Origin of the sequence: Streptomyces sp. NBC_01445 (assembly GCF_035918235.1) — a bacterium.
Classification (GTDB): Bacteria; Actinomycetota; Actinomycetes; order Streptomycetales; family Streptomycetaceae; genus Streptomyces.
In genome coordinates, this window is record NZ_CP109485.1 from 6,794,031 (window position 1) to 6,814,312 (window position 20,282).

General features: G+C 73.6%; 12 protein-coding genes. 4 read left to right on the forward strand and 8 right to left on the reverse strand.

Annotated elements, in window-relative coordinates:
- Positions 1-176: 176 nt before the first annotated feature.
- The gene (locus OG574_RS30855) at positions 177-1,214 is read right to left on the reverse strand and encodes a rod shape-determining protein (protein ID WP_326775862.1); all 1,038 of its coding nucleotides are present in this window, start codon (positions 1,212-1,214) and stop codon (positions 177-179) included.
- A gap of 224 nt (positions 1,215-1,438) precedes the next feature.
- Here OG574_RS30855 and OG574_RS30860 point away from each other — a divergent pair, with 224 nt between their 5' ends.
- On the forward strand, positions 1,439-2,698 hold the full coding sequence (locus OG574_RS30860) for an MFS transporter (protein WP_326778684.1): 1,260 nt from the start codon (positions 1,439-1,441) through the stop codon (positions 2,696-2,698).
- Positions 2,699-2,711: 13 nt separating this feature from the next.
- On the opposite strand, the gene OG574_RS30865 is transcribed toward OG574_RS30860, so the two are convergent.
- The 4 genes from OG574_RS30865 to OG574_RS30880 form a co-directional block, all read right to left on the reverse strand.
- The gene (locus OG574_RS30865; RefSeq protein ID WP_326775863.1) at positions 2,712-7,199 is read right to left on the reverse strand and encodes an SAV_2336 N-terminal domain-related protein; all 4,488 of its coding nucleotides are present in this window, start codon (positions 7,197-7,199) and stop codon (positions 2,712-2,714) included.
- A complete protein-coding gene (locus tag OG574_RS30870) occupies positions 7,189-8,208 on the reverse strand; it encodes an AAA family ATPase (protein WP_326775864.1) in 1,020 nt (339 codons plus the stop codon). Before OG574_RS30870 ends, OG574_RS30865 begins: the two co-directional genes overlap by 11 nt.
- 84 nt (positions 8,209-8,292) lie before the next feature.
- Positions 8,293-9,993 carry a VMAP-C domain-containing protein gene (locus OG574_RS30875; protein WP_326775865.1) on the reverse strand — a complete coding sequence of 567 codons (1,701 nt, stop codon included), beginning with the start codon at positions 9,991-9,993 and terminating at the stop codon, positions 8,293-8,295.
- Positions 9,990-10,328, reverse strand: coding sequence for a CU044_2847 family protein (locus OG574_RS30880; protein WP_326775866.1), 339 nt, complete (start codon positions 10,326-10,328; stop codon positions 9,990-9,992). The genes OG574_RS30875 and OG574_RS30880 overlap by 4 nt, the downstream gene beginning before the upstream one ends.
- Before the next feature lie 257 nt (positions 10,329-10,585).
- Between OG574_RS30880 and OG574_RS30885 the strand changes: the two genes are divergently transcribed.
- On the forward strand, positions 10,586-14,260 hold the full coding sequence (locus tag OG574_RS30885) for a S8 family serine peptidase (RefSeq protein WP_326775867.1): 3,675 nt from the start codon (positions 10,586-10,588) through the stop codon (positions 14,258-14,260).
- A 399-nt stretch (positions 14,261-14,659) separates the two neighbouring features.
- Positions 14,660-15,532 carry an LLM class flavin-dependent oxidoreductase gene (locus OG574_RS30890; RefSeq protein ID WP_326775868.1) on the forward strand — a complete coding sequence of 291 codons (873 nt, stop codon included), beginning with the start codon at positions 14,660-14,662 and terminating at the stop codon, positions 15,530-15,532.
- A 389-nt stretch (positions 15,533-15,921) separates the two neighbouring features.
- Here OG574_RS30890 and OG574_RS30895 read toward each other — a convergent pair whose 3' ends face one another.
- A complete protein-coding gene (locus tag OG574_RS30895) occupies positions 15,922-17,274 on the reverse strand; it encodes a carboxyl transferase domain-containing protein (RefSeq protein WP_326775869.1) in 1,353 nt (450 codons plus the stop codon).
- Positions 17,267-18,715 carry an acyl-CoA synthetase gene (locus OG574_RS30900; protein WP_326775870.1) on the reverse strand — a complete coding sequence of 483 codons (1,449 nt, stop codon included), beginning with the start codon at positions 18,713-18,715 and terminating at the stop codon, positions 17,267-17,269. Before OG574_RS30900 ends, OG574_RS30895 begins: the two co-directional genes overlap by 8 nt.
- A 167-nt stretch (positions 18,716-18,882) precedes the next feature.
- Between OG574_RS30900 and OG574_RS30905 the strand changes: the two genes are divergently transcribed.
- Positions 18,883-19,593, forward strand: coding sequence for a FadR/GntR family transcriptional regulator (locus tag OG574_RS30905; RefSeq protein WP_326775871.1), 711 nt, complete (start codon positions 18,883-18,885; stop codon positions 19,591-19,593).
- A 58-nt stretch (positions 19,594-19,651) separates the two neighbouring features.
- On the opposite strand, the gene OG574_RS30910 is transcribed toward OG574_RS30905, so the two are convergent.
- Positions 19,652-20,260 (reverse strand): hypothetical protein, encoded by a 609-nt coding sequence (locus OG574_RS30910; RefSeq protein WP_326775872.1) that lies wholly within the window; start codon positions 20,258-20,260, stop codon positions 19,652-19,654.
- Positions 20,261-20,282 lie beyond the last annotated feature (22 nt).

Genomic DNA, 20,282 nt, shown 5'->3' on the forward strand with positions numbered 1-20,282 from the left:
GATCTGTTGCCACCCGGCCGGTCCGATGCTCGTGCGTCGCGACGCATCCGTGAAATGCCCGAGCCCGCCCGCCTGCGCACCGGCCTTGGGGCTCGGTGCGCAGGCGGGCGGGCTCGGGCCCGCCACACGCGACATCGAAGGACGTCCCCGCGCCGCGTCGAACCCGGTCGCCGGAATCAGCCGGCCACCGGGGTGAGGGTGAGGGGCTGGACCTTGCCCTCCAGCATCGCGCCGAGGCCGAGGACCGCGCAGACGTCGGGGCGTTCGGCGATATGGACCGGTACGCCCGTGGCGTCGCGCAGCATCTGGTCGAAACCGGGCAGCAGCGCGCTGCCGCCGACCATCATGATGCCGCGGTCGGCGAGGTCGGCCACCAGGTCGGGCGGGCAGTCCCGCAGGACCTTGCCGATGCCGTCGAGGACGGCGGTCAGCGGGGTGTGGATCGCGTGGCGCACGGCCGCCGTGTCGACCACCACCGAGCGGGCCAGGCCCGTCGCCACGTCCCGGCCGTGGATCTCCGTCGACTCCGGGCCGTACGGGGTGAGGCCATTGCCGCTGAGGGCGATCTGCAGGGGACGTACGGACTGGGACGGGAGCATCAGTTCGTGGTGCTGGCGCAGGTGCTGGACCACCGCGTGGTCGATGGCGTCGCCGCCGACCGGGATGCGCTCGGCGGTCACGATCGAGCCCAGCGACAGGACGGCGATCTGTGTCGTGGCCGCGCCGCACACGATGATCATCGTGCCTTCGGGGCGCTCCACGGGCAGGTTGCAGCCGACGGCGGCGGCGATGAGGGTGTCGACGAGTTCGACGCGGCGCGCTCCGAGCCCGACCAGGGTCTCGACGGCGGCGCGCTGTGCGAGCGGGTCGGCGTCGTGCGGGGTGCAGGCGGCGGCGCGCAGCCGGGGCTTGCGGCGCAGTGCGCGGCGCAGCTTCTCGCCGATGAGGTGGCGCAGCATGCGCTGGGCCATGTCGATGTCGATGACAGTGCCGCCGGAGACGGGGCGCATGACGCGGATGTAGTCGGGGGTGCGGCCCGTCATCTTCTCGGCGAGCTCACCGACCGCGATCAGGGCGCCGGTGCGGGTGTTGACGGCGGCGGCGCTCGGCTCGTCGACGACGAGGCCCGCGCCCTTCACGTACACCCGGGTCCGCGCGGCCCCCAGGTCGACGGCGAGATGGCAGCGGCGCAACTGCTCCAGACTGACGGTCATGGCAGATCCTCCCGAGAGCGCAGACCGTGACGGGTCGTCAAATAACGGCCCTCCTGAAATCCTGCGGCGGGGTGGCGCCGGGCGCGCGCTGGAATGAGCCGGGCGGGGTTCCGCCGGACGGGTGGTCTTGCCGGGCGTTGTTAGCATCCCGTGTGACCAGCACCCCGTCCTCGCCGGACCAGGCAGACGCCTCCGAGACCCCTGCGATATCAGCTCCGGCACCGGTGAAGGGCCCCGCGCCGGGTGGTCGTCGCCGGATTCTCGCCGATCTCACCCCGTTGCGTATCTCCGTCGACTACCGGCGCCTGTGGGTCGGCAACACGGTGTCCTGGACGGGCCAGGCGATGACCGCGCTCGCGGTGTCCCTCCAGGTGTACGACATCACGCACTCCAGCTTCTCCGTGGGCCTGGTCGGCCTGTTCTCGCTGGTCCCGCTGGTCGTCTTCGGCCTCTACGGGGGTGCCATCGCGGACACGATGGACCGGCGCAAGCTCGGCTTGTACAGCGCGACCGGCTCGTGCGCGCTGTCCGTGGCACTGGCCGTCGCGGCGCTCGCCGGCTACCACCGCGTCTGGCTGCTCTACGCGGTCGTGGCCCTCCAGGCGATGTGCGGGGCGCTCAACTCCCCGGCGCGCACCTCGATGATCCCGCGCCTCCTGCCGCCCGAGCACCTGCCGGCGGCGAACGCGCTCAACTCCATGACGGGCACAGCCGGCGGCCTCATCGGCCCCATGCTGGGCGGCGTCGTGGTCGGCCTGTGGGGCTACCAGACGGCGTATCTGATCGACGCGGTCGCCTTCTCGGCGGCGCTGTACGCGATGTGGCGGCTGCCGGCGATGCTGCCGGACGCGCCGGATGGCGAACGGCGGGGGCGCGCCTCGGTCATGGACGGCCTCCGCTTCCTGGCGGGCCGCCCCAACCTGCGCATGACCTTCTTCTCCGACATGTGCGCGATGGTGCTCGCGAGCCCGCGGGCGCTGTACCCGGCCGTCGCGCTGCTCTGGTACGGCGGCGACGCGCGGACGACCGGCCTGCTCGTCGCCGCTCCCGCGGTGGGCGCGCTGCTGGGCGGGGTGTTCTCCGGCTGGCTGGGCCGCGTGCACCGGCACGGCCTGGCGATCATCCTCGCCGTGTGCGCGTGGGGCCTCGCGATCGCCGTCTTCGGCCTGACCAGAAACCTCTGGCTCGGCCTCGTCTTCCTCGCCCTCGCCGGCTGCGCGGACACGATCTCGATGGTGTTCCGCGGCACGATGCTCCAGGTCGCGGCCCCCGACGAGATGCGGGGCCGCCTCCAGGGCGTCTTCATCGTGGTGGTGGCGGGAGGCCCCCGCCTGGGCGACTTCCTCGCGGGCACGGTCGCCGACCTGTCGTCCCCGACGGTGGCCATCACGGGCGGCGGCCTGGCCTGCGTAGTGGCGGTACTGCTGCTGGCGCTGAGGTCGCAGAGGTTCCTGCGGTACGACGGGCGGGAGCCGGAGGCGTGACCGATCGGCGCCTTCATCGGCGTAAGGCGTCGACGATCTCGGTGAGGTTCCGCACCGTGTGGTGGGCGCCCGCGGCTCTCAGGCGGTCGTGAGTGCGGGGGGTGGGGGTATGGGCGATGAAGGGGAGGCCGATGGTCTGGGCCGCCGCCAGTTCCGTGGGGGTCGAGCCGATGAGTACGGCGTGCGGGGTGGGGGAGCCCGGTTGGTGCAGGGCGCGGTGCAGGGCGTCGGGGTTCGGCATCAGGTGGGTGGCGTTGTCGGTGCGGCCGTGCACGCCCGCCCGTACCGTCAGCGAACGGCTCTCCAAATAGGACCGGACGACGAGCCCGGACACGTCCGAGACGACGGCCACCGGGCGGCCCGTCGAGTTCAGGGTGCGCAGCAGGAGGTCGGACTCGCGGACCGGGCGCGCGGAGCGCAGGGCTCGTAGTTCGATCTGGTCGAGGCGTTCGAGCAGGGGTCCGGCCAGGCGCGGGTGGCGGGCGAAGGTGCGCAGCACGTCGAGGGGGTGGACGCCCTCCTCCCTGTGCGTGACGTTCGCCAGCAGCGCCGTGCCGTTGAGCGCCTCTTCCGGGTCGCGGAGTTCGGTGATCAGGGCGGTGAGTTCACTGGCGGCGTTGCGGGCGGTGCGGTCCGTGTAGAGGCGGACCAGCAGGCCGTCGAAGCCAAGCAGGAACTTCTCGGCCCCGGACAGTACGTCGTCGGTGGTGCGGGAGCGTGGCGTGTGTGGGGGCCGCGTGGTCCCCCAGGGGGCCTCGTCGCTTCCGGGGAGGGGGACGGCCGGTTCGGTGGCTGTCGTGGTGTCGTCCGGTTCCGTGGCTGCCGTTGCCTCCGTGGTGTCCCCGGTCAGCCGGCGTTCGAACGCCTCGGCCGCGTCCGCGCCCTCTATGGCCCGGACCGTCTCGACCAGGGCGAGTTCGCCGGTCGGCACGCTCAGTGCCGAACCGGCCAGGGTGGCCGCGTCCTCGCGCGGGCCGGGGCCTCGCAGGTCGACGGGCTGATGGAGGTGTGTGGCCAGGACCGAGGCGAACTCCCTCCGGCTTTCCGGGTCTTGCAGCCGGTCCAGGGTGTTCAGCGCCGTCGTCAGGCGGTGCAGCCGGTCGAGGCTCATGGCCGTGAGCATCCGGTACCAGTACGCGGGCGGGTCCCCGCCCATGGCGCGCAGGCCGAGCGCGGACACCGTGTACGGGTCGACGAGTTCGGGGGAGACGGTGACGCTGGACGCCGCCGAGTGCGCGGCGAGTTGGGCGTGGAGGGACTCGCGTGCCGTGCGGTGGGCGGGGCCCGCCGGCCAGAAGACCACAGTGACGTGCACTCCGGCGGGGAGCCCTGCGACGCGTACGGGGGCGGGTACGTCGGAGAGAGCGGCGGGGAGTTGGGTCACCGTCGACTCCAGCAGGTGCTGTGCGGCCTCCCCTGTCCTGACCGTGACCTCGTAGCCGCCTGGGATGCGCCGCATGCCATGGTTGACGCCGGCCGACTCGGTCAACTGGGAGACGATCTGAGCGAGGTCGACCTGCGAGTCGCCCGCCACCTCGAAGGTGACCGAGGTGTGGGCCCCGGACCGCGAGGCCTCCGCGCCGCGTGCCGCCAGGAGGTCCCGGTGGAGTTCGGCCAGTTCCGGGCCGGTCCGTCCGCCCGCCGCCTCGTACTCCTCGTACGCCCCGACGGCTTCCTCGATGCGGCCCTGGCGCTGCAGGGCGATCATCTGGAGGCGGCGGAAGTCCTCGCGGGACGGGTACGCGCGGATGAGGGCCGCGAGGTCCGTGGCGGCGCGCTCGAAGTCGCCCAGGTCCAGGTCGAGTTCGGCGCGGGTGCACCGGAGTGTGAGGTGGCGTTGGATGAGGCGGGTGCGGGCTCTCTGGGCGGCCGGGCCGCGGACTCCGTCCAGGGGGGTGCCCCGCCACAGCGAGAGGGCGGCGGCGATGTGGTCGCGGGCCGTGCGCAGGTTGCCCACGGCGCGTTCGACCTCGGCGTCGGCGACCAGGCCCTCGCACTGGTCGACGTCGACGGTGTCGGTGCTGGTGTGCAGGGCGTAGCCGTCGGGGAGCGTGGGGAGGACGCCGGGGCCGAGCGTCTTGCGCAGGCGGGAGGCGCACGTGCCGAGGAGGGCGTCGGCACGATCCGGGCGTCCGCCGGGGGCCCACATGCCTTCCATCAGTTCGGCACGGGTGACGGTGTTGCCGCGCCGGACCAGCAGCATGCCGAGCATGGACTGGAGTGCGGGGGCGGACGGGGTGACGGGCGTGCCGCCGCGCGTGACGGTCAGGGGACCGAGCAGGCGGTAGTGGCGCTGGTCCGCGGCGGCGGGCCGCAGGTCGTCGGGCAGCGGCCTGAGCAGGAGTTTCAGCGCTTGCCGCTGACGGGCGGCGTCCCCCGACATGAGGCCCTCCGCGACGAGAGGGTGAAGCCGGAGCACGTCGGTGTCGCCGTCGGGAGGCGCCCCCTTGTTCAACAGGTCCAGTAGGGAGCCGAGTTGGTGCAGGTCCTGGGCGATCCCATCGGGGCCGCTCGTGCCCCCCGGGTTGAACAGAGTGAGCTTGACCGTGCCGTCCGGCAGCAGGGTGACCTGGGGCATGCCGATCCGGCCGTGGGTGATCCCCGCGGCGTGCACCGCTTCGACAGCGCGGGCGAGCTGCTGCACGACGGATGCGCGCTGTGCCGTCGGAAGCCGGTAACCCCCCCCTGCCGCGAGGGTGTTGAGCGCGACACCGTCCAGGTACTCCATCACGAGGAACGCCGTACTGTCCTCGACGCCGAAGTCGTACACCTTGACCACGTTCGGGTGGTCGATGCGGGTCAGGACGCGCGAGGCGTCGAGGAACGCCCGGTGCCGGCGCGCGGGCATCTCCTGGGACAGCTTCACCGCCACGAGGCGGCCCAGCTCCTCGTCCCGCGCCTGCCACACGGTCCCGCCCGGCAGAAGGCGCCGCAGCAGCCGGTACCGGTCGCCCAGCGCCCGCTCCCGGCCGCCGGACATGCGCTGGACGGCCTCCCGGCTGACCGTTGCGAACGCCTCCCCGTCCGCCCCCCGGGTGACCGCCCGGAACTCGCCGGCGCCCACACCGGCCCGCTCGTCGATCAACGCGCCCACTCGGGCGAGGAGTTCGGACGTGCGGCCGCGGGCCGTGCGGGGCAGGGAGCGCAGCAGCAGGTCCCGTACGCCGTCCCGGAACTCGTACGAGCCCGGGGGCCCCGGAGTCGTCGCGAGCATGCCGCTGAGGATGACCTCGGCCAGGTGCTGCGGGCGCGGTTCGGGTTCCAGAGCAGCGTGGACCAGGCGCATCACCGGCAGGTGCGGGACCCCGACCGCCAGATGCCCTGCGAGGCGGAAGGCCTGCGGGGACGCCGTCGCGCGAAACCGCAGGACGAGGTCCTCGGGGGTGAGCGAGGCGACGTCCTCTCGGGGCTCGTCCGTGACCGGCGACGGGGACAGCCACGCCGCCGCGCCCGGGACATGGACGCCTCCCGCGGTCGCGGTCAGGCGGGACCAGTTGGCCAGCCAGGCCGGGGCGGGTTCGAGGACCGGCAGGGGGACCGCGTCCGGATGCCGGGGCGGGCCGGGTTCGCCGCCGTCGTACGGGGTGAAGCCGAGGGAGGAAAGCGGGGCCGCGGCGTGCGGCGCGGTGAGGCGGCCCGGGCGGGCCGGGAGCGCCGTGGTGCGCCAGAGGTGTTCGGGCAGCGGCTGGATCACGGCCAGGGGCATGCGGGACGCGAGGGTGTGGAGCGTGCGGAGCCAACGCAGGCCCGCCTCGCTCTGCCGCCACTGCGGGCCCGTGCAGTCGCTCAGCAGGAGGGCGACCGTGCGGCCGTCGTGCGGAACGGCCAGGTGGTCGACGCGGCCGTCGGGCGTGGCGCGATGCACGGTGACCGTGCGGAAGACGCCCGACTGGGCGAGCGCGGCGTGCAGTTCGCGGACCAGTGGCCGCCAGACGGGCATGGTCGGGCCGGTGTCGTGGAGCAGGAGCAGGCGCAGCCAGCGTTCGGGAGCGGGGCGCAGGACGGGCACCCAGGACGAGGGGTGCGCGCCGAGCCGGGCGATGCGGTCGGCCGTGGCCCGCTCGTCCAGGACCCGCCCGCCCGTGAGTGACGGGACGCTGCGCTTCAGGGGGCGCAGGGCCCGTTGGAGGGGGAGCGGGTGGCGCAGCATCGGGGGTGCCGGGGCGAGCAGCGAGGCGGGGGTGGCCGCGGCGGGGTCCTCTGACTGGTCCATGTACAGGGGGACCCGGCCGCGGATCCGGGGCGTGCGGTGCGAAGGCGCGGGTGCCTTCGCAGGTGTGCGAGGGGTGGGCTGCCGGGGATGCGGGGTCGGCGTGGTCCCGGTCGCTGGATCCGGAGGCGGGCTTTGGGACGGGCGCTCGGCCTCCGGGTCGGAGTGGCCGTCGGCTTCCTCCAGCCGCCCCGCCAGCCACAGCAGCTCCGCCAGTTCCACCGGTGTCGGTGCCATGCCGCCCGACGCCGCTGTCAGGGCGTCCGCGAGGTGGGCGAGTTCAGTGCGCATCGGGGTCGGCCGCCCGGCTCAGATACGGCATCAGGCGCTCCGCCAGCTCGTCGCGTGAGGTCTCGTCCAGGCCCGCCGCGCCCGTCAGGTAGATCGCGTTGAGGAGCTGGTCCGTGGCGAGTTCGCCGCTGCCGGCCCGGGCCAGGAAGCGGGCGATCAGGGACCGGGCGTGCTCGTCGGGCTCGCCGAGGTGGGCGCGGACGATCTCCGCGAGGTGGGTCCCGTCGGGGCGGCGCAGGCGCAGCGTGACGCAGCGGCGCAGGAACGCCGGCGGGAACTCGCGCTCGCCGTTGCTGGTCAGGACGACGAACGGGAACGCCCGGCAGCGGACCCGGCCGCGCACGACCGGGACCCGCGCGTCCGTTCCGTGCGCCATCACCTCCGCGCCGGCGTCCGGCGTGTGCCGCGCGGCGCGGGCCAGCTCCGGGATCTCGTACTGGCCCTCCTCCAGGATGTTCAGGAGGTCGTTGGGCAGGTCGAGGTCGCTCTTGTCGATCTCGTCGATGAGCAGCGTGCGGGGGCGGGTGTAGGGGAGGAGCGCCGTGCCGAGGGGGCCGAGGCGCAGATGGTCCTCGACGCCGCTGTCGCCGCCGGTCACGGGCCGGTCCGCGCCCCTTGCCGCGTACAGGCGCGACAGCGGGTCGTACTGGTAGAGGCCGTCGGCGAGTGTGCTGCGGCTCGTGACGTTCCAGCGCAGGACCGGGCCGAGACGCAGCTCGCGGGAGACCGCGTACGCGAGGGACGACTTGCCGGTGCCGGGCGGGCCCGTGACGAGGAGCGGACGCCGCAAGTAGAGGGCGGCGTTGACGAGTTGGACGCTCTCGGGGGTGGCCCGGTAGGTGTGGGCGCGGTGCACGCGGTCCGGGGAGACCGCCGCCGTGTCGTCGCTGTCGGCCGGGGCGGGCAGGGCGGGACCGCCGTCGAAGGCACGCCACGGCGGGGGAGCGGGGAGCTCGTCGATGCCGTCGTGCGGCTCGGTCGTACCGGTGTAGACGGGCCACAGGGGCATGATCCGGATCTCCGTAACGGGCGGCGTGGCGGGTGGTGGGTTTTCAACTGAGGGTCAGGCGACGGGTGCGTTTTCGGATGGCGGTCAGGCGACGGGTGAGTGCAGATGGGCGGTCGTGGCGTGCGGGTCCGGGAAGCAGCGCGGGTCGTCCCACAGGAGCTGGACGTCCCTCGCCCAGTGTCCGTCCGGGTCGTCCGCCGCGTCGGCCGTCTCGCGCAACGAGAGGATGCGGAGCGGCAGTTCGGCGGGCGTCACCCCGGACACGTACGGGCCGATCGCATCCAGGAAGGCCGAGCCCGCGCAGTCGCCGTCCCCCTTGCCCGCCCCCGCCCCCGCGTGCTCGCCGCCGCACCCCGAGCGCGGCCACAGCAGGACCGGAACCGGCTTGGTCAGCGCGGTGTCGAAGCGGGGGCGGGCGTGTCCGGCCGCGGGCGGCGCCGCGAACCCCGCGACGTCGGCCGCGCGCAGCCGCAGGCGCAGCTTCCTCGGGTCCTCGCCGCTGCCGCACTCGACGCGGTGCACCAGCGCGTTCGCGCCCGCGTCGATCCCCTGCCACCGGCGGGTGAGCCGGTGCCGCAGGCCGCCCCTGCGCCGCGCGTGGTCGGTGACGACGAGCGGGTACGAGCAGCCGAGCGGCGTGGGGTCGTCGGGGCCGCTCTCCCACTGGTCGACGGGCCAGTTCAGCCACTCGCGGGGCAGCGCGAACGCGATCAACTCGTCGGTGTCCGGGGCGAGATGGGAAAACGCTTCGTCGATGCGCTCGCGGACGTACGGGCGCAGCTCGCCGTGCGCCAGGGTGCGCGAGTCCACCGGGTGGCGGCGGCCCGCGCTGTACGCCGACACCTCGACCACCACCTGGTCGCCGCCCGCACCGCTGCGGTCGATCTCGACGAGGATCGGCGACCAGTCGGGCCGGTCGTGGCGGGCGGCGGCACCGGTCCGCGGCGCGTCGAGGAGGGCGTCGAGCCGGTCCGCGAAGCGGGTCACCGACTCCGGGTCGTCGAGCTCGCACAGGACGTACCAGGCCGCGGCCCACAGGGAGTCGAAGCCGCCGGGCGGCACGGGCGGGCCGAACGGGCCCGCAGCGTCGAGGTAGAGGCGCTCCGGCGAGCAGTGGAGGCCCGCGCGCGCCGCCTTCTCGACGAGGACGCGCAGCCGGTCCCGGTCCGCGTCCTCGTGGGCGGGTGTGGGGAGGTGCTCGCCGAGCTCGGGCCAGTAGCGGGCCATGACGTGGGTGGGCAGCATCCGGCCGTTGCGCACGCCGCGCCCGCCGGTCGCCGTGACCATGCCGACGACCTCTCCGGTGCCGGCGAGCGCGACCGCGGCGCCGCTGAACCCGGCCTCCAGGCTCTGGCCGTGCCCGTTCCACGCCTCCAGCTGGATCCACTCGCCGCCGATCAACTGGGCGGCGGTGGCCCGGTATTCGGCGAGCGTCCCCTCGTCGTAGCCGCGCGGGAAGCCGTACGCGACGAGCTTGCGCGGCGGCTCGCCGAACGCTGCGCCGGCCGGGGCGAAGGCGGCCGGGTCGACCGGCGCGTCCTCGTCGAGTTCGAGGACGGCGAGGTCGCCGGGGTCGGTGGGGCGGCCGCCCCAGCCGCCGTGCGAGAGGATCCGCGCCGGTACGGCGGCTGCGCCCGCCTGGTGGGGGAACGTGACCGTGACGGGCGCGGCGCCGCTGTCCGCGATCACATGGGCGCAGGTCACGACCTTGCGGCCGGTCACCAGGAAGCCGGCCCCGATCTGGCGCCCGCACTCGATCCTGGCGTGCCAGCGCGCGCTGTTCACGCGTCGTCCGAGGCCGTGCGGTCCTTCGCCGACCAGGTGAGCTTCACCACCAGATGGCCCTCGGCCGTGCCCTTGGCGATCACCGCGCCCGCTTCGGCGGACATCTTCACGCCGAACTCGATCTCCACGCCGTCCGGCTTGAGCGGCCCCTCGCGAAAGACCCGCAGCGCCGACTCGGCCGCCGAGCGCGCCCCGTCGAGCGCGGACTCGAACGTGCCGACCGCCTGCGCCGTGGGCAGGCCCCCGCGCGAGACGAGCCGCACCCCTGTCTCGTCGGACGCCTCGAAGACCACGGTCGTGTGGTCCTTGGTCTCGTACTCCACCAAACCGTCCATGCCGCCCCCGTGAAGCCGGTCGAAACGTGTGGCACATGCCTAACACCATTGTGGCCGAGGGGCGTTGAGGCTGTCAGCCGCACGCGGACGCCGGCATCGGGATGGCGTCCGGATTGTGTCCGGACCGCCCCCTGGCGGGAAGGTGCCAGGGCAGCTTCCCGCCAGGTCCCGTCAATGTCGCCGTAACAGTGGGCACTTCACACTCTTCGCAGTGCTCGGGTAACACCCCGACCCGAGGCTTACGAAGAGAGGCAACGATGACCAGAGGACCAGCGAGACGGGGCGCGGCCCTGCTGTCGGCCGGGCTCGCGCTAGCGCTGCTTCCGGGCGGGCAGGCCGTCGCCGGTGACACCGCCACCCCGGCGGCCCGCGCCACCACGCCCGCCGCCCGCGCCGCCCACACAGTGACCCTGGTGACCGGCGACAAGGTGACCGTCACCGACCTCGGCGGCGAGAAGAAGGCCGTCACCGTCGACCGCGCGAAGGGCGCGACCGGCGCCGTCAGGACCCAGGTGAACGACGGGAAGATCAGCGTCGTACCGGACGAGGCGCGCCCCTACCTCGCGGCCGGAACGCTGGACGCGCGGCTCTTCGACGTGAGTGAGCTGATACGCCAGGGGCTTGCCGACAGCAAGGCCGATGCGACGCCGCTCATCGTGTCGTACGCAGGCAAGAGCGCCCGTTCCGCCGCGCGCACCCCGAAGGGCGCCGACCGCACCCGCGGCCTCGACAGCATCGGCGGCGCCGCCCTGGACGCCGGCAAGGGCCGCACGTTCTGGAACGCCGTGACCGCCCCCGAGGGCAAGGACTTCGCCGACGGTATCGGCAAGATCTGGCTCGACGGCCGCGTCAAGGCCGACATGGCCGAGAGCAACGAGCAGATCGGTACCCCGAAGGCCTGGGAGGCCGGGCTCACCGGCAAGGGTGTCAAGGTCGCCGTCCTCGACACCGGGTATGACGCCACGCACCCCGACCTCGCGTCCCGCGTCACCGAGTCCAAGTCCTTCATCGAGGGCCAGGAGGTCGCGGACCGCAACGGCCACGGCACCCACGTGACCTCGACCGTGGGCGGCAGCGGCGCCGCCTCCGACGGCAAGGAGCAGGGCGTCGCCCCCGGCGCGACCCTCGCCGTCGGCAAGGTCCTCAGCAACGAGGGCTCCGGCAGCGAGTCGCAGATCATCGCCGGTATGGAGTGGGCCGCCAAGGACATCCACGCCAAGGTCGTCTCGATGAGCCTCGGTTCGTCCGAGGCGAGCGACGGCACCGACCCGATGGCCGCCGCCGTGAACTCGCTGTCCAAGGAGACCGGCGCCCTCTTCGTCATCGCCGCGGGCAACTCCGGCGCCCCCGGCTCCATCGGCTCGCCCGGCGCCGCCGACTCCGCCCTCACCATCGGCGCCGTCGACTCCGCCGACGAGGCCGCCTACTTCACCAGCAAGGGCCCCCGCTTCGGGGACAACGGGCTCAAGCCCGACCTGTCCGCGCCCGGCGTCGACATCCTCGCCGCCCGCTCCTCGCTGGTCACCGGCAGCGGGCCGTACACCACCATGAGCGGCACGTCGATGGCGACGCCGCACGTCGCCGGTGTCGCCGCCCTGCTCGCCGAGAAGCACCCCGACTGGACGGGCGCGCAGCTCAAGGACGGGCTGATGTCGACGTCCAAGGAGCTCGCCGACTCCGCCTACGACCTGGGCTCGGGGCGCGTCAGCGTGCCCGACGCCGTGACCGCGGACGTCACCGCGACCGGCAGCGCCGACCTCGGCTACTACAAGTGGCCGTACGACAGCAACAAGCCGGTCACGAAGACGGTCACCTACAGCAACTCCTCCGACAGTGCGGTGGAGCTGACGCTGGCCGCGGAGGGCGCGTCCGACGGTGTCGTCTCGCTCGCCGACAGCAAGCTGACCGTGCCCGCCCACGGCACCGCCTCCACGACCGTGACCGGTGACGGCGCCAAGGCCGCCGTCGGGAACACCAGCGGCCGGATCGTCGCGTCCGTGGCCGGAAAGCCTGTCGCGCACACGGCGTTCGGAATGGTCAAGGAGGAGGAGCGGTACACGCTCACCGTCCATGTGAAGGACCGGGACGGCGCCGCGACGGCCGCGTATCTCGGCGTGCAGCAGCTCGTGAAGAACACCGACCCGTTCCCCGCGTCCGTCGGTGACTCCGGCACGATCCAGCTGCGCCTGAAGCCGGGCAACTACTACGTGGACACGTTCCTCGACGTGCACGGCAGCCACGGCAAGGACTCCCTCGGGCTCGGCTACCTCGCCGACCCCGCGGTCAACCTCGACCGGGACCGCGAGATAACCCTCGACGGACGGCAGTTGAAGGAGGTCAGGGCCGACGTCGGCCGGACCGCCCAGACCCGCCAGCTCGTCATGGAGGCCGACCGCAAGGCGGGCGGCGCCGACTACATGACCGCGGTCCAGCTGCCTATCAAGTACGACAGCATCTTCGCGGCACCCACCCACAAGGTCACCGACGGGTCCTTCGAGTACCGCACCGTGTGGCGCCTCGGAAAGCCCACGCTCCAGGTGGACGGGCTCCGTGAGGCCGTCGTCCAGGGCGGTGGCACCTTGACCGAGGGCCGCAGCAAGCTCGCTGTCGTGGACGCGGGCGCCGGCGCACCCGCCGACTACGCCGGCAAGAACGTGCGCGGCAAGGCCGTCCTCGTGCGCCGCACCGACGCGCTCTCCCCGGCCGAGCTCGCCCAGGCCGCGCAGGACGCGGGCGCCAAGGCGCTGTTCGTCACCGACGGAGCCGCGGGTCGGCTCAACGCCTGGTTCGGCACGGACGACGACACCGACCGGCCGCTGCAGATCGCCACGGTCGACGCCGCGGACGGCGCGAAGCTCGCCGAGGCCGCGAAGGCGGGCCGCAGCGTCACGATGACCGGCACCCGCAACACGCCCTGGGTGTACGACCTCACCGACGAGCACAAGGGAGCCGTCCCGGGCGGCGACCTGACCTACCGGCCCGGCAAGTCCGAACTGGCCGTCCTGGACGCCAAGTTCCACGCCGTGAAGCCCCAGGCGGGCGGCGAGTTCCGCTACTCCATCACCGACACCTTCCCCATCGGCCTCGGCTTCCTGGAGAAGATCGACTACCCGGCCGAGCGCACCGACTACGTCTCCACCGGCACCGGCCAGAAGTGGCACGAGTCCGTCCAGACGGGCCCGACCGACCTGGAGCAGCGCAGCGGCCTCATCACGTACAAGGGCGGCAAGCACTCCGAGCTCGACTGGTTCAAGCCGGTCTGGCACCCGTGGCTCGGCACCGGTCTCGGCTGGGGCCAGCAGCGCGCCGGCAACGACCTCCAGTTCAACGTGCCCGGCTGGGGCGACTCCGGTCCCGACCACACCGGCTTCGGCGACGTGTGGAGCGACAGCACCCAGACGCAGTTCTCCTCCGTGTACGTCGACGGGGTGCTGGCGGACAAGAAGCAGAGTTCCGGTGTGTACGTGTGGGACGCCGACCCGGCCGAGCACACCTACAAGGTCGTCACCGACACGACGCTCGACCCCGCGCGCTGGAAGCTGGCCACGAAGGGCCACTCGGAGTGGACGTTCAGGTCCGCCGAGACCCCCGACGACCGGTTCACGTTCCTGCCGCTGCTCAACCTCGGCTTCGACGTGGACACCGACCTCGCGGGCAACGTGCGCGGCGGACACCGGGTCTCCGTCGGGATCAGCTCCGAGTACGTCAAGGGCGCCGCGGACACCGGGAAGATCGGCGGCGGCAGCCTCGAGGTCTCGTACGACGACGGCAAGACCTGGACGAAGGTCGCGCTCGACGGGCACGGCGCGTCCTGGAAGGGCACGCTGAAGGTGCCGGGCGACGCGCAGTACGTGTCCCTGCGCGCCTCGGCGAGCGACGACCGGGGCGGCAAGGTCACTCAGGAGATCATCCGGGCGGTGGGGGTCAAGTAACTCTGCCTGTGCGGGTGTTCTGACCTGTAGGGATGTACTGACCGAAGGCCCGGTTCGGCAACCGCCGCGCCGGGTCTTCGCGTGCGTCCCAGCGATCCAGGCGTCCACCCTGTGATACGTCTTGTCCGCCATGCGGGAACGCTCTTGTGGGTGCGCGGTGGCCGCGGGCAGGATGCGTCCATGGCTCCGGTACTCGTCTCGCGCGTGCTCGTCTCGCGCCGTCACGTGGATCTTCTGCGTGTGTCGACGATGCTCTGTCCGGCCGCACCCGGCACCGACGCCCTTTCCTGAGGCCGCGCCGGGGGCATCCCCTCGCCCGGCCCGCCCGCGTCCCGTGTCCTGAAGGCCGGTTCGCTCCCGCAGTAGTCCACGCCCCCGCGCGATTCCCGAGGTGTCTTCATGCCCGAGAACCACCCTCTGCTGCACTGGTACCTGCCGGCCCGCCGGCCCGCCGACATCGACTCGCTGGCTCCCACGGCCCTGGCCGCGGAGCGCGCCGGGTTCGACTCGCTCTCGATCCCGGCCGGCGGCCCCGACCCGTGGGCGCTCGCGTCCGGGCTCTGTCGCCACACCGAGCGGATCGGCTTCCTCGTCGCCCTGCCCACCGGCAGCGCGGGCCCCACCGTCATCGCCCAACAGGCCGAGGCCTTCCGCCGGTTCGCGGGCGGCCGCCTGAGGCTCGATGTCGGCGCGCACGGCGCCGGGCTGACCCACGACCAGCGCTACGGGCGCACCGACGAGGTGATGGCCGTCGTGCGCGACCTGCTCGACGGCCGGCGCATCGACTTCCAGGGGGAGCATGTGCAGGTCGAGGGAGCCCAGTTGAGCGACCCGGCCGTCGAGCACCCGGTGCCGCTCTACTTCGGGGGCGAGTCCCCGGACGCCGACGGGATCGCGGCCCGGCGTGCCGATGTGCGGCTGGTGAGGAGCGCGCCGCCCGCTGTCGTCGCGGAGCGTATCGCCCGCTCGCGGGACCGGAATCCGCGGCTGCGGTACGGGCTCCGCCTGCGCCTGGTGGGCCGAAGCGAGGCGTCCGAGGCGCGGGACGCGGCGGGCCGGATCCTGGACGACGGTAGGAGCGGGCCGGCGCAGGACGCGGTCATCGGTACGTACGACGAGGTGGCGCGGCGGCTGTTCGCCTATCGGCAGCTCGGCATCGACGAGTTCGTCCTCTACGGCTGTCCGTCTCCCGGCGAGCCGGCCCGCGTCGCCGGCGAGATCCTTCCGCGGCTGCGTGCCCTCACGGACGCGGCCGCGGTCTGCGGAGCGTGACGCGCGGAGGCGCCGCCTCCCCGTGGGACCGGGGGAGACGGCGCCGCTGCGTTGACTCCGCGTGACCTCCGCGGGTCGGCGTCAGACGAGCCAGCCGACGAAGTGGACGAGGCCGGCGAGGATGTCGGTGATCAGGTTCATGGTGGCGCGCTCTCCTAGCGGTGTTGCATGTGTGGGACCAACTCCCCGGCCACGCATGGGACATGGACCGAGGCGCAATTACGGTCTGCAGCCCGTTGCTTGCGCACCGTAAGCATCGTTGGTCACCGAGGCCTCATGCAATTCCTGGTGGCACGATCACCTGTTCAAGGGAACAACTGCTCCCCTGTTCGTATTTTCGAGGCTCTGTGGGGCCGCGCGGCCGCCCAAGGGGTCGCTGGACGGGACGCTCACGACGCCGTCCCCGCGATCCCGCGCACCACGCCCAGCTCCACCAAGTCCTGCGGTCTGAGATGCAGTTGGTCGGCCGTCGCGTCCGTCTCGTCGGGGTCGCGCTTGAGGATCGCGGCGGCGAGTTCGGGCGCGATCACGGAGAAGTAGCTGTCCGGCGTCGCCCAGGTGTTCTCCGGCGCTGCCAGGGCGAGTGCCCCGCCCGAGCCGCCCTCGCCCACGACCAGCGTGGTGACCGGGACGGGCGACGCGGCGAGTGCCGTGAACAGGTCGGCGATGGCGGCGCCCGCCCCCGACCGCTCCGCCTCCGCGTCGTTGGCCGCACCTGGCGTGTCCACCAGCGTCAGCACGGGCACACCGAGCCGCCCGGCCAGCCGCACCAGTCGCGCCGCCGTCCGGTAGCCGGCCGGCCGGGTCGCCGTACCGAGCTGTGCGGCGTAAGCGACCGTCCTGCCGTCCCGCGCGCCCGCCCCGAACCCGCACAGCACGCCGTCGTCGGTGCCGCCGCAGCGGTCGCCGCTGACCGTGACCCGGGACGTGAAGTACGCGTCCAAGTACGCGTCGGCGCGCGGCCGTTCGGGAGCGCGGGCGCGCCGCACCGCGTCGCGGCCCGTGGCGGGCAGATCGCCGCGGCCGAGGGCGTACGGGACCGGGGCGGGGCCGTCGGACGGGCGCGTGAGCAGGCGCAGCCACTCGGCGAGGGTCCCCGCCAGGTCGTCGGGGCGCACCACCGCGTCGACCGCGCCTGCGGCGAACTGGCCGCGTGCCGAGTACGCCGCCGGGTCCGCGTCCGCCGGTCTGACCCGCGAGCCCGCGAAGCCCACCTGTGCCGAGTCGAGCGCCAGGATCACATCGGCGCCCGCGCCGAGCGTCGCCCAGCCGCCGCCCGTCGTCGGGTCGCGCAGGACCGCCACCTGCGCAAGCCCGGCCTGCCGCGTGAGCGCCGACTGCCGTGCCACGCGCTGGAGTTGGGTCAGCGCCCGCATGCCCTCCTGCATCCGGCTGCCGCCCGTCGCGACGAGCGGCACGACGGGGAGCCGGTGCGCGCGGGCGAAGGCGTACGCGGCCTCTATGCGGTCGCCGGTGCGCTCGCCGAGCGAGCCCCCGAGGAAGCCGAACTCGAAGGAGACCAGTACGGCCCTGGTCCCGCCGACCGCCGCCGTCCCGCACACCACGGACTCGGCCTCGCCGGTGCGGGCGGTGGCCCGGGCCCGCGCCGCGTCGTAGCCCTCCCAGGAGAGCGGCCCGTCGGGCGCGTACGTGCCGTCGGGGGCGGGCAGTTCGGTGAAGGTGCCCGGGTCGGTGACGGCGGTGAGCGCCTCGCGGGCGGAGAGCCGCACGGCGTCAGCCACGGGGGAGCGCCCGCTTCATGATCTTGCCCATGTCGTTGCGGGGCAGCGCCTCCAGGTAGCGCACCACGCGCGGGCGCTTGTGCGGGGCGAGCCGGTCGGCGACATGGGAGGCCAGCTCGTCGGCGGCCGGGGGCTGTTCGGCGTCGGCCGGGACGATCCAGGCCACGATGCGCTCGCCGAGGTCGTCGTCGGGCTCGCCGGTGACGGCGGCCTCGCTCACCCCGGGGTGCTCGAGCAGCGCGTTCTCGATCTCGCCCGCGCCGATCTTGTAGCCGCCGCTCTTGATGAGGTCGGTGGCCTTGCGGCCCACGATGCGGATATAGCCGTCCGGGTCGCGGACCGCCATGTCGCCGGTGCGGAACCAGCCGCCCTCGGCGAACGCGCCGGCCGTCGCGTCGGGCCGGTTCAGGTACTCCGTGAAGAGGTTGGGGCCCCTGACCTGGATCTCGCCGACCGCCTCCGGGTCGCCGGCCGGGATCTCCGTGACGCCGTCGTCCTCCACGAGCCGCACCGAGACACCCGGCAGCGGCACGCCGACCGTGCCCGCCCGCGCCTCGCCGTCGGCCCGCACGCTCGTGTTCATCAGGGTCTCCGTCATCCCGTACCGCTCGATGACGCGGCGGCCCGTCGCGGCGGCGATCCGCTCGTGGTCGTGCACGGGCAGCGCCGCGGAACCGGACACCAGGAGCCGCGCCCCCGAGAGGGCCTTCACCAGCTCCGGCTCGGTGGGCAGCGCCTCGGCGATGCGGTGGTACATCGTCGGCACCCCGAACAGCATGGTCGCCCCGCTGCCGAGCTCGCGCGCCACACCCTCCGTGCTGAACCGGCCCAGGTGGCGCACCGATCCGCCGCGGCGCAGCGGGCCGAGGATGCCCAGGATGAGGCCGTGCACATGGAACAGCGGCAGGCCGTGCACGAGGACGTCGTCGCCGGTCCACTCCCAGGCGTCCTGGAGCGCGTCCAGGGTCGAGGTGACCGCGCGGCGCGGCAGGACCGCGCCCTTGGGCGGGCCCGTGGTGCCGGAGGTGTAGACGACGAACGCGGGCGCCGAGGCGTCCGGCTCGGGCCATTCGCGGGCCGGACCCGACGCGTCCACGTCGATGCCGACGAACCGCAGGTCGCCGAGCGCGTCCGGGAGTTCGGTCCCCGGCGCGGCGAGCACGACGTCCGGGGCGCTGTCGGCCACGATGTGCGCCAGCTCGCCGCCGCCCGACTTCGGGTTGAGCGGTACGGCGGGCACACCCGCGAGCAGCGCCGCGACCACGCCGACGGCGGTCTCCAGGGTGGGCGTCGCCCACACGGCGGCCCGGCCCGCGCCGTCGAGGCGTGCGGCCAGGGCTCCGGCCGCGGAGGCCAGCTCCCCGTAGGTGAGGGAGCGGTCGCCGAAGCGCAGGGCGGGGCGGTCGGGGTCGTGGGCCAGGGCGGGGAAGAGCAGGGACACGGGTGGCGCTCCTAGCGGCGGTCGACAGTGACGGCAGTGGCCAAGTGGCTGAACCAATGTGGGGGTGGCGTCGCCCGTACGTCAAGGATGCGCCGAAAGATTGGTTCAGCCACTGGGCCATTTGTCCGGCCCGCTGTTACGCTGCGGAACCCCAGGGAGGAGGGCCCATGACCGACGCACTGCGGCCGATGACGGCCAGGCCGCGCCTGTACGAGCAGGTCCTCGACCGGCTGCGCGCCTACGTCGCCGAGGGCGGCCTGCGTGCCGGTGACCGCCTCCCGCCCGAGCGCGACCTGGCCGCCCGCCTCGGCGTGAGCCGCGCCTCCGTGAAGCAGGCCATCACCGTCCTGGAGGTCCAGGGCCTGGTGGAGGCCCGGCACGGCGGCGGCACGTACCTCATGCGCGACAGCCTCGACGCGGAGCCTGTCGAGCGGATGGTGGAACGCAGGCGCCGGCTGCCCGACGTCCTGGAGGCGCGCGAGGCGCTGGAGACCAAGCTCGCCGAGCTGGCCGCCGAACGCCGCACCGACGAGGACCTTGCCGCCCTGCACGCGGCGCTCGACCGCATGGTGGCCGACATCGAGGAGGGCGGCCACGGCGTCGAGGGCGACCGGCTCTTCCACGCGGCCGTCACCGCGGCCGCCCACAGCGCGCTCCTCGCCGAGTTCATGCGGTCCATCGCCGACCAGGTCACCGAATCACGCACCGAGTCCCTGCGTCAGCCGCGCCGCCCGGCCCGCTCCCTCGCCCAGCACCGGGCGATCCTCGACGCGATCGAGACGGGCCGTCCGGCACAGGCCGCGACGGCGATGCGCCGCCACGTACGGACGGTGGCGAAGGTAAGGCTCCTGGACTGGGACCCGGACGAGGGCGAGTAGCCGGCCCCCGCAAGGACCCCGCGAAGAGCCCCGCAACGGGGTTGCCGACCAGCCGGCGTCAGCCGGTGAGTGTCCAGCGCTGGAGCAGTCCGTAGGTGAACTCCGCTTTGACCTCTCGAGGCGTCCCCTCCGTGTCCGGCGCCGTGAAGGCGAGGCCCCAGCGCGTGGGCGCCGAGCCCTCCAGCGGCCGGGCCGGAGGGAACGCATCGGACACCTCGTCCACGGTGCAGGACCAGGGCACGAGGTCGTCGAGGGTGCGGAGCGCGGGCGCGGGTGCGCCGGGGGCCCGCACCAGCCACTCGTTCCACACCGCGCCGTTCGGGCCGGCCAGCGCCTCGAAGAGCAGACCGGGCCAGAGCGGCACGCTCCATTGCAGGGCCTCGCACGTCAGGTCGCCGATGTGCCGCGTGACGGTGTGCTCGGGGGCGCCGAGGAGCGAGCGGTGCATGGACCGTGTGGTGAGCGGGCCTCTCACATGGCGCCTGGCCTGGTAGCGGCGGTTCGCCTCCCGCATCTGCGCCACCGTCGCGCCGAGCTGCCGGCGCGCGTCCTCCACGAGGTCCGGGTTGTGGTCCGCCATGCGGCGCAGCAGGACCAGCTGGAAGTCGGTGACCGTGAAGGGCTCGCCGGTGGGGGCGGGCGTGCGTCGCGCTGACATACGGTCCATGGTCGCGCACGGCGGCCGCGCC